Below are 14,444 nucleotides of genomic sequence, written 5' to 3'. Positions count from 1 at the left end.
CCCATTCAACGCAAAGCCAGGGAACATCGCATGCAAGCCTCCGCCCACATCGATACTTTCGCCCGGGACAACCTGCCGCCGCCCGACCAATGGCCCGAGTTCCTGCTCGACGGCCCGGACGTGGCCTATCCCGAACGCCTGAACTGCGCGGCCGAACTGGTCGATGCCATGGTGGCGCGCGGCCATGGCGACCGCGTGGCCCTGCGCTGGAGGCAGGGCGCCGACCAGGCCGCCATGACCTATGCCGAACTGCAGGCGCTGACCAACCGCATTGCCCATGTGCTGGTGGACGACCTGCAACTGGTGCCCGGCAACCGGCTGCTGCTGCGCGGCCCCAACAACGCCATGATGGCCGCGTCCTGGCTGGCCGCCATCAAGGCCGGGCTGGTGACGGTGCCCACCATGCCGCTGCTGCGCGCCAAGGAGCTGCAGCAGATCATCGCCAAGGCCCAGGTGCAGGCCGTGCTGTGCGATGTGCGCCTCAAGGAGGAAGTGCAGCTGTGCCTGCAGCCCGGCCATGAACACCATTGCCCGGGCCTCTCGCGCGTGCTGTATTTCAACGACGGCGCAGCCGATGCGCTGGACGCCCTAGCCGCAGCCAAGCCCGACACCTTCGCCTGCTGCGATACGGCGGCAGACGATGTCTGCCTGATCGCCTTCACCAGCGGGACCACGGGCGCGCCCAAGGGCTGCATGCATTTCCACCGCGACGTGCTGGCCATGTGCGACCTGTTCCCGCGCCATGTGATCCGGCCGGGCCCGGACGACATCTTCTGCGGCACGCCGCCGCTGGCCTTCACCTTTGGCCTGGGCGGGCTGCTGTGCTTTCCGCTGCGCGTAGGCGCCAGCACCGTGCTGGCCGAGAAGCTCACGCCCGAGGGCCTGCTGCAGCTGGTGCAGGATTTCCGCGCCACCATCGTCTTCACCGCACCCACCTTCTACCGGCAGATGGCGGCGCAGGCAGCGCGCTTTGATCTGTCGTCGCTCAGGAAAAGCGTGTCGGCGGGCGAGGCCCTGCCCGACGCCACGCGCCAGCTGTGGAAGCAGGCCACGGGCATCGAGATGATCGACGGCATCGGCGGCACCGAGCTCATCCACGTCTTCGTGTCCAGCCCGCCCGAGGAGGTGCGCGCGGGCGCCATCGGCAAGGTCGTGCCCGGCTATGTGGCCCAGGTGGTGGATGACGACATGCAGCCCGTGCCCGACGGCACGCCCGGCCGCCTGGCCATCAAGGGGCCGACCGGCTGCCGGTATCTTGCCGACGAGCGCCAGAAGCGCTTTGTGCAAAACGGCTGGAACCTGCCCGGCGACACCTTTGTGCGCGACGCCGACGGCTATCTGTTCTACCAGGCGCGCAATGACGACATGATCATCTCGGCCGGCTACAACATCGCCGGCCCCGAGGTGGAGGACGCACTGCTGCGCCACGAGGCCGTGGCCGAATGCGGTGTGATCGGCGCGGCAGACGACGAGCGCGGCCAGGTGGTCAAGGCCTTTGTGGTGCTCAAGCCCGGCTTTGCGGCCGGCGACGACATGGCGGCCACGCTGCAGGCCTTCGTCAAGGCCAGCATTGCGCCCTACAAGTACCCGCGCGCCATTGTCTTCGTGCCGGCCCTGCCGCGCACCGAGACCGGCAAGCTGCAGCGCTTCGTGCTGCGCAAGATGCCGTGAGCGCGCGCCATGGCCTCCGCCTTCGTCAGCCAGGTGCAGGTGCTGTTTCGCCATTGCGATCCGGCCGGCATCGTCTTTTACCCGCGCTATTTCGAAATGGTCAACGACCTGGTGGAGGAATGGTTCGACAGGGGAATGGGCCTGCCATTCCACACCCTGCATTTACAGCGCCAGGTGGGCACGCCCACGGTGTCGGTGCAATGCGATTTCACGGCGCCCAGCCGCTGGCACGACACGCTGCGCCAGGTATTGGAGGTGCGCCGCATCGGCGGGGCATCGTTCCAGTTCGATGTGCGTTTCGAGGGGCCAGATGGCCAACGCCGGCTGTCTGCGCGCATGACCATCGTCACCATGGATTTGCGCAGCATGAAGGCCACGCCACTGCCGGCCGATCTGCGCGAGCGCCTGGAGGCCTATCTGGTGCCGCAGGACGGTTTTATGGATTCAACGAGAACAGGATGAAGCAATGAAGACTCTGCAACCCCCGGACTGGCTGGCGCCCCGAGGCTATGCCAATGGCATCCTGACCGAGATGACGGTCGGCTCCCGGCTGGTGTTCGTCGGCGGCCAGATTGGCTGGAACGGCCAGCAGCAATTCGAGTCGGACGACTTTGCGGAACAGGTGCGGCAGGCGCTGGCCAATATCGTCGCCATCCTCGCCGAAGGCGGCGCCAGGCCCGAGCACATCGTGCGCATGACCTGGTATGTGACCGACAAGCAGGAATACGTGGCTGCCTATCCCGCCATTGGAAAGCACTACCGCGAACTGATCGGGCGGCATTTCCCGGCCATGACGGCCGTGGAGGTGGCGGATCTGGTGGAAGACCGGGCCAAGGTGGAGATCGAGGTCACGGCGGTGGTGCCTGCCTGATGTCCATCCGCGCGCCATTTGCGCGCCAACCGGGCAATGCCCGCGCATGTGAGCCGCCGAGCGGGCGGGCACATGCGCGGCAGGGACTCACTTGATTTCGAACAGGGTGCGGTCCTTGCCCAGGATCCAGTTCGGCGGCTTGCCGCGGCCGGTCCAGGTCTTGCCGGACTCGGGGTCCTGGTATTTGGCGGGAGCGCTCTTTTTGCCATCGGGCTTCCAGGGGAAGACCTGTTGTGCCGTGAAGCCGAACTCACGGACCAGCTCCTGCACCGATGCCAGGGCCGCTTTGGACTCCAGCTTGCGGGCGTCGTCGATTTGCTGGTCGAGCAATTTTTTCTGGGCAATCAGCTCTTGGTATGTAGTCATCTTGATGGAAGAATTTCTAAGTGCGGCTATTTGTGTGAAAACTGCGCAGCAAGAGCCTGGACCCAGGACTCTTTGCAGAATGGTCAATTCTGGTGCATGTGCAGTGGGGATGAAGAACTCACCGTAAGTACAAATACTGATGATGTTGGCGCTCTATGGAGGGTAGGGCGCTTCTTCTCATGCCTGGGCATATTCCAAGGCGATCCGCATTATATCCAGGGCAATCTGGATAACCGGCACTTTACAAAAGCTGTTGTGCCGTTGTTACATTTGCAGAGCACTGTGGTTGGCGCTTCCTCCTCTGGAGACGACGTGCTGTCATGGCTTTTTCAGGGGAGTGCGCAACGTTGGCCGCGAAAGTTCCGCCTTGGTTATGGAAAACAATCAACATTTGCATTTTATCAATCAAGTCATAAAAGCGATTTATAAAATATATTACATGTGATTTGATCGAGTTATTCAATGCATTGATTGATACCTGTGGTTTCATTTGAATAATCGATTTGCAGGATAGGTTTTTTTTATTGTTAAAGACCGCTTGTTCGAATGGTGAATGGCGGCACCTTCTGTCTATACAGGACAAGCGCATCGGCTTCCCGATTGCCGGAGCCATTGCAGCCTGCAGTTGTTTCAAGGGTGATTCCTGAATCGGATTTCGCGGCCCGGCCATGCGGCAGTCGGCGGGCGGCAGGCACCGAACGCTTGATTGGCGCGCTACCAACAGCCTGTTAGGATCGCCGCACTACAACGATCCACCACCTGGCAGACATGGCAAGAAGGCAGACCAGCGCCCACGACGGCAACGAGACCCGCGAGACCCTTCTCAAGCTGGCCGCCCGTACCTTCGGTGAGCAGGGCTACTCTGCCACCACCATGCGCAACATTGCCGAGCAGTCCGGGATCGAGGCCGCCAGCATCTACTACCACTTCGCCTCCAAGGAGGAACTGGTGGACGAGGTCATGGAGCAGGGCGGCAATCGCATCATCAGCCAGCAGCAGGAGCGCCTTGCCGCGCTGGGCGCCGACGCCACGGCCGAGCAGCGCTTTCGCGCAGCCGTGCTGGGCCAGATGGCGGGGCTGGTAAAGCATGGCGACTTCGCCCTGGCCCACGGCCGGCTGCTGGGCCAGTTGCCCGACAAGGTGCGCGAGCGCCAGATCAAGCGCCGCGAGCGCCACCAGAAATTCTGGAGCGGCCTGCTGGAAGACCTGCGTGCCGAAGGCCGCCTGCGGGCCGACGCCGACATCCACCTGGCGCGCATCATGATCCTGGGCAGCATCAACTCCATACAGTCCTGGTTCAACCCCCGCAAGGGCTCGCTGGAGAAGGTGGCGGACCAGATCTGCGACATGTTCTTCCGGGGCGTGGGACCGGCAGATAAATAGGCGCAAGGCTGAAAATCGCCAATCGGCCTGTCACATGCCGGTGGCATATTCCCGCGCTGCTGTCCCGGCCCTGTGCAGAAAATGGCGGCGGGTTGTTAATGATATTTAACTGTCAATAGTAAGATCGCCGTCTTATGCGTCTGCTTGTTTTGCGCCTGCTATTGCTGGCCGTGTTCTTCAACACGGCCATTGGCATGCCCCTGCACGGCGCAACGCATATCCGGCAGGCGGTGGCCGGGCCTGCACAGGCTTTTGTAGGCCTCAACGGCTGCGAAGATGATGCGCTGGCCGGCCAGGCCGGCCAACGCGGCCAGGCTGGCGAAAAGGCTGAAGTCGTCGAAGCCGCCGAAGCCGTTTGCGCATGGTGCATGGGCCATGCACCGCATGCGGCGGCCTGGCTGCCGCACTTCGGCCTGCCGCTGGCCGTGGCCGCGCCGCCCGAGAGGGTGCCGCCGCGCACCGTGGGCGGCGCCATCCCCTCGCAGAACCGCTGGGCCTTTGCATCGCGCGACCCGCCGCGCTGAACCCGCAAGCACTTTTCTCCTTCTCTGCCGCCAGCGCCCATTGGTGCTGGCGGCATGTCCGTGTTTGCGCGCGCCGGCTGTGGATGCCGGCGGCATGCGCCTGTGCCCGTTTTCACCATGACTGCCTTCTTCTTCCCCGCGAAGCCGCTTCCCCGCCTTCGCCCGCTGCCGCTTGCCCTGAGCGCTGCCGCCTTCCTGTTCATGCCTGCGCTGGCCCAAGGCCAGGATCCGTCCTCCGGTCCCGGCCTCGCCGCCGCTTCCGATTCCGATTCCGCTTCCGCGCAGGGGCAGACCCTGCTGCCCGCCGTGGAAGTCGTGGGCCGAACGGCCTCGGGCGCCTATCACACCGACGAGGCGGCCGGCGCCAAGACCGACCTGCCGCTGCGCGAGCTGCCGCAGTCGGTGCGCGTGATCACGCGCCAGGCCATGGACGACCTGGGCGCCACCAAGCTCGACGACGTGCTGGACTACGTGGGCGGCGTCTCGCGCCAGAACAACTTTGGCGGGCTGTGGGACAACATCGTCATCCGCGGCCTGCCCGGCGACCAGAACGTGGGCATGGCCACCCTGTTCAACGGTTTTTCCTCGGGGCGCGGCTTCAACGCGCCGCGTGACCTGGCCGGCGTGGAGCGCATCGAGTTCCTCAAGGGCACGGCCGCTGCGCTCTACGGCAGCAGCGAGCCGGGCGGCACGCTGAACGTGGTCTCCAAGCGCCCGCTGTGGACGCCTTCGCATTCCGTGGAAGCGTATGCGGGCAGCTACGGCCTGCGGCGCGGTGCGCTGGACACCACGGGACCGGTGGGCGAGAACTTTGCCTACCGGCTCAACATCGCCGTGGAGGACCGCGACAGCTTCCGCGATTTCGTGGGCGCCAGCCGCCAGGTGATCGCACCGGCCTTCACCTGGAAGCTGGGGCGCGATACGGTGCTGGAGTACTCGGGCGAGCTGCTGCGCCACAAGACGCCGCTGGACCGCGGCGTGGTGGCCGTGGGCGACCGGCTGGGCGCCATCTCGCGCAGCCGCTTCCTGGGCGAGCCGGGCGACGGCGATGTGACGGTGGAAAACCGCACGCACCAGTTCATCCTCTCGCACGAGTGGAGCGCGCAGTGGCGCAGCCGCCTGGGCCTGTCCTATCGCGAAACCTCGATCAACGGCTTTTCCACCGAACCCCACGCGCTGCTGGCCAATGGCGACCTCACGCGCCAGCGGCGTTTCCGCGACTACCAGTCCGACGATATCGCCGTGCAGGCCGAGCTGCAGGGCACGGTGAAAACGGGCGCCGTCGAACACGAGCTGCTGCTGGGCCTGGAGAGCTTTCGCTTCGAGATGGACACGCTGATGCTGCGCGCCAACCCGACGGCGGCCAATCCCTACGCCATCAACATCTACAACCCCATCTACGGCGGTGCGCGCCCCGTGCCCACGGCCAATACCGACACCTTCGAGCGGCAGCGCAACACGGCGTTCTACCTGCAGGACGCCATCAAGCTCTCGCCCCAATGGCGCGTGGTGGCCGGCCTGCGCATGGACCGCTACGACCAGTCGCTGCACAACCGCCGCACGGGCGCGACCACCCAGCAGGACCCGGCCTCGACCTCGCCGCGCCTGGGCCTGAGCTGGCTGCCGCTGCCGCAATGGACCTTCTATGCCAACGCGGGCCGCTCGTTCCGGCCCAACGTGGGCATCGATGTGGCCGGTGCGGGCTTCAGCCCTGAATCCGGCCGTTCCATGGAGTTGGGCGCCAAGTGGGAAAGCGCCGACCAGCGCATGGGTGCCACGGCTGCGCTGTTCGACATCCGCAAGCGCAATGTGCTGACGGCCGACCCGGGCAACGCCGGCTACTCAGTCTCGGCCGGCGAGATCCGCAGCCGGGGCCTGGAGTTCGACTTCGCCGGCCAGGTCACGCAGCGCTGGCGCCTGAACGCCAGTCTGGTTCTCAACGATGTGGAGATCTCCCGCGACAACACGCTGGAGGTGGGCGGGCGCCTGCTCAACGTGCCCAAGGTCAACGGCAGCGTGCTGGCCGTCTACGAGAACGCCTTCTCCAACGGCCAGCGCTACGGCATCGGCGGCGGCATCACCCACATGGGCAAGCGCCTGGGCCAGGCCCGCACGCAGGCCGAGGCCGATGCCGGCAAGGCCGCCTTCGAGCTGCCCAGCTACACCACGGCCAAGCTGGTTGCCTACTGGCGCATCAGCCCCACGCTGCGCCTGACGCTGGACGTGGACAACCTCTTTGACAAGACCTACTACACCAGCTCGTACAGCCGGCTGTGGGTGACGCCGGGCACGGCCCGCACCGTCACCGTAGGCCTTCAAGCAAAGTTCTGAGCCCCGCCATGCATCCATCCCTTCCTGTTTCTTCCAACCCCACTTCTGCCCCTACGCCCGTGCTCCAAGCGCTGGGCGCCGTGGTGGACTACGGCGAGCGCACCATCCTCCAGGGCCTGGACCTGGCCGTGCACGCGGGCGAGATCTATGCGCTGCTGGGCGCCAACGGCGCGGGCAAGACCACCACGCTGAGCCTGCTGCTGGGCTTTGTGCGGCCGCGCAGCGGACAGGTGCGCGTGCAGGGCGTGGACCCGGTGACGGCGCCTGCGCAGGCGCGTGCCCTGATCGCCTATATCCCCGAGAACGTGGCGCTGTACGAGCACCTGAGTGCGCGCGAGAACGTGGCCTACCTGCTGGAGCTGGCGGGCCAGCCGGCCACGGCCGGCGCCATCGGCCAGGCGCTGTCTGCCGCGGGGCTGGACGCTGCCGCGCACGACCGGCGCGTCTCCGGCTTTTCCAAGGGCATGCGCCAGAAAGTGGCGATTGCGCTGGCGCTGGCGCGCAGGGTGCCGGCACTGCTGCTGGACGAACCCACCTCGGGCCTGGACCCGCAGGCCACGGCCGAGTTCAGCCGACTGCTCATGCAGTTGCGCGGGCAGGGCGTGGCCATTCTCATGGTCACGCACGACCTGCTGGGGGCCGCCGATGTGGCCGACCGCATGGGCTTCATCGCAGGCGGGCGCCTGGTCGAGGAAGTGGCGGCCAGCGGAGAGGAGCGCTTCGATGTGCGCGCACTGCACCGCCACTATGCAGGGGTGGGCACGGACGCGCACACGGGCACGGGCACGGGCACGGACACGCACATTGAAGCCGACACGCAGGGAGCAGCGGCATGAGCGCGGCCTGGACCATTGCGCGCGAGGAATGGCGCCTGCTGCTGCGCGACCGCGTGGCCGTGCTGGGGATGGCGCTGTGGCTGCTGCTCAGCGCCGCTGCCGCCTTCACCGCCTGGGACCAGCGCAGCGCGGCCCAGGCCCAGCGCGAGCGCCACCAGTCCCAGGTGGACAGCGAGTTCGAAGCCCAGCCCGACCGCCATCCGCACCGCATGGTGCATTACGGCCACTTCGTGTTCCGCCCGCTCAATCCGCTGGCGGCCTTTGATGCGGGCATCGACGCCTACACCGGCCACACGCTGTTTCTGGAGGGCCACCGCCAGAACAGCGCCAACTTCGGCGATGTGCGCCAGTCCTCGCTGCTGCTGCGGTTCGGCCAGCTCACGCCGGCCTTTGTGCTGCAGGTGCTGGCGCCGCTGCTGCTGATCTTCATGGGCCATGCCTGCATTGCACGCGAGCGCGAGGCCGGCACCCTGCGCGTGCTGCTGGCCCAGGGCGTGGGCACGCGGCAGTTCGTGGCCGGCAAGCTGCTGGCGCTGGCGGGCGTGGCGGCCCTGGTGCTGCTGCCGGCCCTGCTGGCCCTGGCCTGGATGGCCGTGGCCACGCCGGTGCCCATCAGCCTGGTGGCCACGCTGGCGGCAGGCCATGTGCTGTGGCTGATGCTCTGGGCGGTGGGCATCGTCGCTGTCTCGGCCTTCATGCGGCGCGGGCGCGATGCCTTGCTGGCCCTGCTGGCGGCCTGGGCAGTCGCCGTGGTGCTGCTGCCCCGTCTGGTGCCGGAGCTGGTGGGATCTGCCCTGGCGCTGCCCACGCGCTTCGAGACCGACATCGCCACCGCGCGCGAGCTGGCGGCGCTGGGCGACAGCCACAATCCCGACGATCCCTATTTCGCCGCTTTCCGCGCCAGGGTGCTGGCGCAGTACGGTGTCTCGCGCGTCGAGGATCTGCCCGTCAACTACAAGGGCCTGGTCGGCATGGAAGGCGAGCGGCTGACGAGCGAACTCTTCAGGCGCCATGCCGAGGCCAGCTTCGATCTGCAGGCCGAGCAGTTGCGCCGGGCTGACGCATTTGCCCTGATCAGCCCCGTGATCGCGCTGCGCCGCCTGTCCATGGCCGTGGCCGGGACCGACCTGCAAGGCTACCGGCGCTTTCTGGAGCAGGCCGAGCAGCATCGCTACCGCATGGTGCAGGCCCTCAACCGCCTGCAGGTGGACAAGCTCAGCTATGCGGGCGACCGATCGAGCCGCGACAACCGCATCGGCCACGAGCACTGGCGCGGCGTCTCCGATTTCCACCACGAGCCCGATCCACCGCTGGCGGCCCTGCGTCGCGCGGCGCCTGCCGCCTATGTGCTGCTGGCATGGCTGGCTGTATTGACGGTGGCCTTGCTGCTGGCCACGCAACGGCTGGGGAGGGTGGCGCGATGAGCTGGCTCCTGCATGAATGGCGTCTTCTGACGCGCTCGCGCCTGGCGCTGTGCGCCCTGGCCTTGCTGTTGCTGCTGTCCACGCTGGCCGTGCTGTCTGGCCTGCGCGAGATCGCTTCGCAACGCCTGACCCTGGACCGCCTTGCGCAACTGCAGCAGCAGGACATGGCGGCCCAGGCAAGCCGGCATGCCCAGTCCGGCGACGCAGGCTCGGTGGCCTACTACGGCTTTCACGCCACCTGGGATGCGCCATCGTCCACGGCCTTTCTGGCCCTGGGCCTGCGCGATGCCGCGCCCTATGTGCTGCGCGTGCGCGCCCTGGCGCTGCAGGCACAGCTGCATGAAGGCGAAAGCTTCAACCCGGAACTGGCGCTGGCGGGCCGCTTCGACTTCGCCTTTGTGCTGGTCTACCTGGTGCCGCTGTTCTTGATCGCGCTGCTCTACGACCTGGTCTCGGGCGAGCGCGAATCGGGCCGCCTGGGCATGCTGCAGGCCATGCCTGGCACCGGGCGGCGGCTGTGGCTGCGCCGCGCGGGACTGCGTTCCGTGCTGGTACTGGCCAGCGTGGCGCTGCCTGCCCTGGCAGGTGCACTGGCCGGCGGGGCAACGGCGGGCGCCCTTGCCACGGTGCTGCTGTCCGCCACGGCCTATGTGGTTTTCTGGAGCGGCCTGTGCCTGGTGGTTGCCGCGCTGGGCGGCAGCTCGGTCGCCAATGCCATGGCCCTCATGGGCTGCTGGGCCGTGCTGACCCTGGTGCTGCCCACGCTGGCCAATGCCGCACTCTCGCGCGCCATCCCCGTGAGCCAGGGCGTGGAGCTGATGCTGGCCCAGCGCCAGACCGTGCATGGCGCCTGGGACCTGCCGCGCGAGCAGACCATGGAGCGCTTTTTCCGCAACCACCCCGAATGGCGCGACACCGCGCCGCTGCCTGCAGGCTTTCACTGGAAGTGGTACTACGCCTTCCAGCAGCTCGGCGACGAAAGTGTCGCGCCCCAGTTCGCCGCCTACCGCGCCGGCCTGCAGGCACGCCAGGCCTGGACCGGGCGCCTGGGCTGGCTGCTGCCCGGCGTGGGCGTGCAGGCTGCGCTGCACCGCCAGGCTGGCACCGACCTGCTGGCGCAACTGGCCTATCAGGACGACATCGCCGCCTTTCACGCACGCCTGCGCGCCTTCCTCTATCCCTACCTGTTTGAGGACCGCACATTCGGTGCGCAGGATTTTGCAGCCCAGCCCGTCTTCACGGCCAGCCCACGGCCTGCGCGGCAGGCCTGGGGGCAGACGGCAATGCTGTGGGTGGTGGCTGCGCTGGCCTTGCTGGCCGGCGGTGTTGCCGCAGGCCGCGTGCGGCCGGGCAGGCGCTGAGGCCAAGGGCGGGTGAAAAAGGAACAGCCATGGTTCAGGCAGGGCCTGCACCATGGCTGTCATCTTCTTGGATCCGTGGGCCCGAGGCTGAGCCTGAGGCGGGCGGCTCCCTGTTATTGCACGTTCTGGTGGCAGTCGCTGCAGACGCCGTACAGCGTCATCTCATGGCGCTCCACCACAAAGCCTTCGGGGGCGATGCGCTGCATGTCGCCCGGACAGCCGGGCACGTTGAACACGCGGTTGCAGCTCATGCAGCGGAAATGGTGGTGGTGGGCGCGGCCGCTGAGTTCGTAGCGCGTGGCCTCGCCGGGCAGGTCCACGGCCTGCACTTCGCCCGCTTCCATCAGCTGCTTGATGTTGCGGTACACCGTGGCCAGCCCGATGGCTGGCACCTCGCGCTGCGCTGCGCCGAGGATCTCGGCCGGAAGCAAGGGGCGTCCAGCCTCTTCCATGACCGTGCGTATCGAGCTGCGTTGACGGGTCGAGCGTTCCATAGGCCTGAACAAGCGCTCCACGATGGGCTGAGTGTGTCTAGTCATGGTGGTTCCGTTATTTACTATAACAATCTCGACGCGATTAATCAGTGCTCACGAGCGCTCACAGCTGAAATTTACACTGTGTTTACCTGCGGGTCCGACAAGCATGGAGATGCAGTGTGTGCAATGGATCTCTGCCCCAAGGAGAAGAAATTCCATTTGACAGACACCAGATGCTCCATTCCTGCCAGTTTTCGCGAGTATATGTGGTGAGCATTCGATGGACCTTATGCGCTGGTTAAATGCCATAGTCGTCAACAATGCTGTAATGGGATGTAATTGATCTATTGATTGAAGAGTGCTTGAAATGAGAGTGTGTGTGGTGCTTACCGTCGGGCTGCGGGAGGCGGTGCTGGCCCAAGGTGAGATGCAATTACTTACATGGACAGTGTATTGCCAATATGGGTAGATTGCCTCAATGCGCTTCGTTTGTCCATGATCCGTTCCCTTGGAAGGGGAAAGGACGCCGCCCCGGAACTGCCACCCAGGATGGTTTACGCAATGACATGCCGAGTCGCGATCCACAGGCCATTGGGCGATGAAGTGCATTTTCGCGAATTGCGCGCTCGGAAAAAGATCAGACGGCCTTTCAGCCTCGATTGGGAAGTGCTCAGCGAAAGCATCTTCGCCAAGTCCCTATTGGGTAAAGCACCACCATGGAAATACAAATCCAGGGCGGCGCAATGCGCTACATCGACGGAATCGTCGCCCGCCTGGGCATGCAGGGCCAGGTCCACCGCGGCCACGCCTGCAAGGCCCGCCTGAGCCCCTGGCTGTGGCTGGCCAAGCGCAGGAGCGACTTTCGCATCCTCCAGAACCAGACCGTGCCCGTCATCATCGAGCAGGTATTGGGCGTCTATGGCCATCCGCTGCGAAAGAAACTCACGCGCGGCAATCGCAGCGGGTACTGCTGCGCTCAATTCAACGAAAGCGATTGCGACCTTGTCCCGCGATGTATGCAGCACGAAGGCATCTACTTCTTCTTCGAGCATGCCTCGCACGGCGCATTGCCCGGGGATGAATCCATTCCTTTGTATCCTCCTGAAAAGGCCGGCGCAGGCGATCCGCAAAACATCCACGCCCGGCAGCTGGAGCAGGAAATCAAACCGGGCCGCCATTGCAGCGACGGCCCTGAAGTTGCACGGGCAGGCATGGCCAGGACATACCGGTAAGCCGCATGGGACAGATGCGGTCCAGGCGCTGCGGCCCCTGGCCCGGGGCATGCCGGCCAGGGATCTCGTTCAAGTCCGGTTGATGGACACGCCACCATCGACCACCATGGCCGTCCCCGTGATGAAGCTGGATGCGTCTGACGCCAGAAACAGCGCCGCCGCCGCGATTTCTGCGGGCGTGGCGAGGCGCTTGAGCGCGTGCAGGTTTTCGACGAAGGCGCGCGCCTCGGGCGTGGGGTGCTGGCGCGGCCCATGGGAGTGTCGGTGCCCCCGGGCAGCAGGGCGTTGGCGCGCAGGCCGCGGGGGCCGTATTCGGCGGCAATGACCTGGGTGAGGCCGACGAGGCCGGCCTTGCTGGCGGCATAGGCGCCCATGCCGGGCAGGCCCGCCGTATGGCCCACGAAGGTGGAGGTGAAGATCAGCGAGCCGCCGCCGCGTGCCAGCAGGGCCGGTATCTGGTGCTTGGCGCCCAGAAAGGCACTGGTGAGGTTGGTGGCGATGGCGTCCTGCCAGGCCTGCAGCGAGAGATCGGGGAGGGCGCAGGGATCGCCGGTCATGCCGGCATTGTTGAAGGCGATGTCCAGGCCACCAAAGCGCGCCGTGGCGGTCTCGACCAGCGCCTGTGCCAGCGGCTCGTCCCGCACGTCGCCGGCCAGCGCGATGGCCTGGCCGCCGTTGTGCTCGATCTCCGCCACCAGCGTCTGCAGTTGCGCCTGGCGGCGGGCCGTGAGGACCAGCCTGGCGCCGTGGCGGGCAAACAGCCTGGCGGCTTCGCGGCCTATGCCTGAGCTGGCGCCCGTGATGAGGGCGACTTTTCCGTGGAGTTGCTGTGGCGATGGCTGCATCTCGCACCTTTTCTTTCCGTGAATAAGGGAAAGCGGTTTGTAGTGCGGCGCAGGCGGGCGCGCATCCCGCTTCTTGCACTGGCGCCGGGCTGCGCTCGGTGGTGCCGGGCCGTGCCGCGCTGCACATGGTCGCAGCGGGCTAGGGAGAGCTCAGTCTTCGCCCAGCTCCAGGTGCGCGAACAGGTCGGCCAGCGTGGGCGTGGAGCGTGCGGGCCAGATGGCGCTGAGGTCCAGGCTGGGCAGGGCATGGCCGTCACGCACCTCGCAAAAGCGCACGCCGCGAAAGTCCATGGAGCGTATCCAGCTGGGCAGCAGGGCCACGCCGCAGCCGCCGGCCACGCAGGCCAGCACGGTGAGGGTGCGGTTGGCTTCCTGCGCCACATGGGCCTCGTGCCCGGCCTTGCGCAGCGCGTCGAGGATGCCGGCATGCAGCGCGGGCAATTGCGCCTGCGGGTACATCACCAGCCCGGCCTCGGCGATCTGGGCCAGGCTGACCTGGCCGTCCTCGCCGATCTGGAATTCATCGGGCACGGCGGCCACCAAGCGCTCGCGCAGCAGCTGGCGCTCGCGCATGCGTCCGCCCACGGCCACGGGCGTGTGCATGAGGCCGATGTCGATGGCGCCGGTCTGCAGGGCCTCGGCCTGCTCGGCATTGCTCATCTCGCGCAGGATGACGCGCACGCCGGGCGCCTGCTGCCGCAACGCGCGCAGGGCGCGGGGCAGGGTGCCGAAAAGCGCCGAGGACACCAGGCCCACGGTCAACTGACCCGCACTGCCCCTGGCGATCTCGCGCGCGCGGCTGGCGGCGGCATCTATGCGGGCCACGCTGGTGCGCACGTCGTCCAGCATGGCCAGGGCGGCCGGGGTGGGCAGGGCGCCCTGGCGTGAGCGCTGGAACAGCTGCACTCCCAGGTCTTTTTCCATGCGGGCCAGGGTCTGGCTCAGGGCCGGCTGTGCAATGCCCAGCCAGTCGGCTGCGCGGCTGACGCTGCCCTGGTCCATCACCGCGAGAAAGTAGCGCAGATGCCGGGTTTCCATATTGATCCGGTATGAATAAATCCATTTTGAAGAATGGAAATATATACCCCCCGTTCCTAGAATCCGGCCCCATGCCCCCAGCGCCG

At 66.4% G+C, this 14,444-nt stretch carries 14 protein-coding genes and 1 pseudogene; 10 read left to right on the top strand and 5 right to left on the bottom strand.

Annotation, left to right across the window (positions count from 1 at the left end; translation table 11 throughout):
* The first annotated feature begins 30 nt into the window (after window positions 1–30).
* Genes ACUTR7_RS17745 through ACUTR7_RS17735 form a run of 3 tightly spaced genes read left to right on the top strand, consistent with a single transcriptional unit; the run spans window position 31 to window position 2,542 of the window.
* A complete protein-coding gene (locus tag ACUTR7_RS17745; RefSeq protein ID WP_445609426.1) occupies window positions 31–1,671 on the top strand; it encodes an AMP-binding protein in 1,641 nt (546 codons plus the stop codon).
* Window positions 1,672–1,680: 9 nt separating this feature from the next.
* Window positions 1,681–2,133 carry an acyl-CoA thioesterase gene (locus ACUTR7_RS17740; RefSeq protein ID WP_445609425.1) on the top strand — a complete coding sequence of 151 codons (453 nt, stop codon included), beginning with the start codon at window positions 1,681–1,683 and terminating at the stop codon, window positions 2,131–2,133.
* A 4-nt stretch (window positions 2,134–2,137) separates the two neighbouring features.
* Entirely contained in the window at window positions 2,138–2,542 is a 405-nt protein-coding gene (locus tag ACUTR7_RS17735; protein WP_012206268.1) for a RidA family protein, read from the top strand.
* 87 nt (window positions 2,543–2,629) lie between these two features.
* Here ACUTR7_RS17735 and ACUTR7_RS17730 read toward each other — a convergent pair whose 3' ends face one another.
* Together ACUTR7_RS17730 and ACUTR7_RS17725 are read right to left on the bottom strand one after the other, a co-directional pair.
* Window positions 2,630–2,908, bottom strand: coding sequence for an H-NS histone family protein (locus tag ACUTR7_RS17730; RefSeq protein WP_012206267.1), 279 nt, complete (start codon window positions 2,906–2,908; stop codon window positions 2,630–2,632).
* Window positions 2,909–3,149: 241 nt separating this feature from the next.
* A complete protein-coding gene (locus ACUTR7_RS17725; protein WP_445609424.1) occupies window positions 3,150–3,542 on the bottom strand; it encodes a hypothetical protein in 393 nt (130 codons plus the stop codon).
* Between the two features lie 134 nt (window positions 3,543–3,676).
* On the opposite strand from ACUTR7_RS17725, the gene ACUTR7_RS17720 reads away from it, so the two are divergent.
* The 6 genes from ACUTR7_RS17720 to ACUTR7_RS17695 all read left to right on the top strand — a co-directional run bounded on the left by ACUTR7_RS17720 (window position 3,677) and on the right by ACUTR7_RS17695 (window position 10,767).
* Entirely contained in the window at window positions 3,677–4,291 is a 615-nt protein-coding gene (locus ACUTR7_RS17720) for a TetR/AcrR family transcriptional regulator (protein WP_012206266.1), read from the top strand.
* A gap of 134 nt (window positions 4,292–4,425) precedes the next feature.
* A complete protein-coding gene (locus ACUTR7_RS17715; RefSeq protein ID WP_013801802.1) occupies window positions 4,426–4,815 on the top strand; it encodes a DUF2946 family protein in 390 nt (129 codons plus the stop codon).
* Between the two features lie 117 nt (window positions 4,816–4,932).
* Complete coding sequence (locus tag ACUTR7_RS17710) at window positions 4,933–7,146, top strand: TonB-dependent siderophore receptor (protein WP_445609423.1); 2,214 nt, start codon at window positions 4,933–4,935, stop codon at window positions 7,144–7,146.
* Window positions 7,147–7,154: 8 nt separating this feature from the next.
* Complete coding sequence (locus ACUTR7_RS17705; RefSeq protein ID WP_445609422.1) at window positions 7,155–7,982, top strand: ABC transporter ATP-binding protein; 828 nt, start codon at window positions 7,155–7,157, stop codon at window positions 7,980–7,982.
* Window positions 7,979–9,406 carry an ABC transporter permease gene (locus ACUTR7_RS17700; protein ID WP_071956264.1) on the top strand — a complete coding sequence of 476 codons (1,428 nt, stop codon included), beginning with the start codon at window positions 7,979–7,981 and terminating at the stop codon, window positions 9,404–9,406. The genes ACUTR7_RS17705 and ACUTR7_RS17700 overlap by 4 nt, the downstream gene beginning before the upstream one ends.
* Window positions 9,403–10,767 (top strand): DUF3526 domain-containing protein, encoded by a 1,365-nt coding sequence (locus ACUTR7_RS17695; protein ID WP_445609421.1) that lies wholly within the window; start codon window positions 9,403–9,405, stop codon window positions 10,765–10,767. Before ACUTR7_RS17700 ends, ACUTR7_RS17695 begins: the two co-directional genes overlap by 4 nt.
* Before the next feature lie 113 nt (window positions 10,768–10,880).
* Here the strand turns inward: ACUTR7_RS17695 and ACUTR7_RS17690 are convergent, their stop codons facing one another.
* Entirely contained in the window at window positions 10,881–11,306 is a 426-nt protein-coding gene (locus ACUTR7_RS17690; protein WP_012206260.1) for a Fur family transcriptional regulator, read from the bottom strand.
* A gap of 653 nt (window positions 11,307–11,959) precedes the next feature.
* On the opposite strand from ACUTR7_RS17690, the gene ACUTR7_RS17685 reads away from it, so the two are divergent.
* Entirely contained in the window at window positions 11,960–12,475 is a 516-nt protein-coding gene (locus ACUTR7_RS17685) for a phage late control D family protein (protein ID WP_445609420.1), read from the top strand.
* Between the two features lie 69 nt (window positions 12,476–12,544).
* Here ACUTR7_RS17685 and ACUTR7_RS17680 read toward each other — a convergent pair.
* Both ACUTR7_RS17680 and ACUTR7_RS17675 read right to left on the bottom strand, forming a co-directional pair.
* Window positions 12,545–13,320 (bottom strand): annotated as a pseudogene (locus ACUTR7_RS17680) (SDR family oxidoreductase).
* Window positions 13,321–13,470: 150 nt separating this feature from the next.
* The gene (locus ACUTR7_RS17675; RefSeq protein WP_445609419.1) at window positions 13,471–14,358 is read right to left on the bottom strand and encodes a LysR family transcriptional regulator; all 888 of its coding nucleotides are present in this window, start codon (window positions 14,356–14,358) and stop codon (window positions 13,471–13,473) included.
* Window positions 14,359–14,444: the final 86 nt, after the last annotated feature.

This window comes from Delftia sp. NA_296.1 (assembly GCF_052692095.1).
The sequence above is the reverse complement of the archived record's forward strand: the minus strand, read 5'-3'. Positions and strand labels throughout refer to the sequence as shown.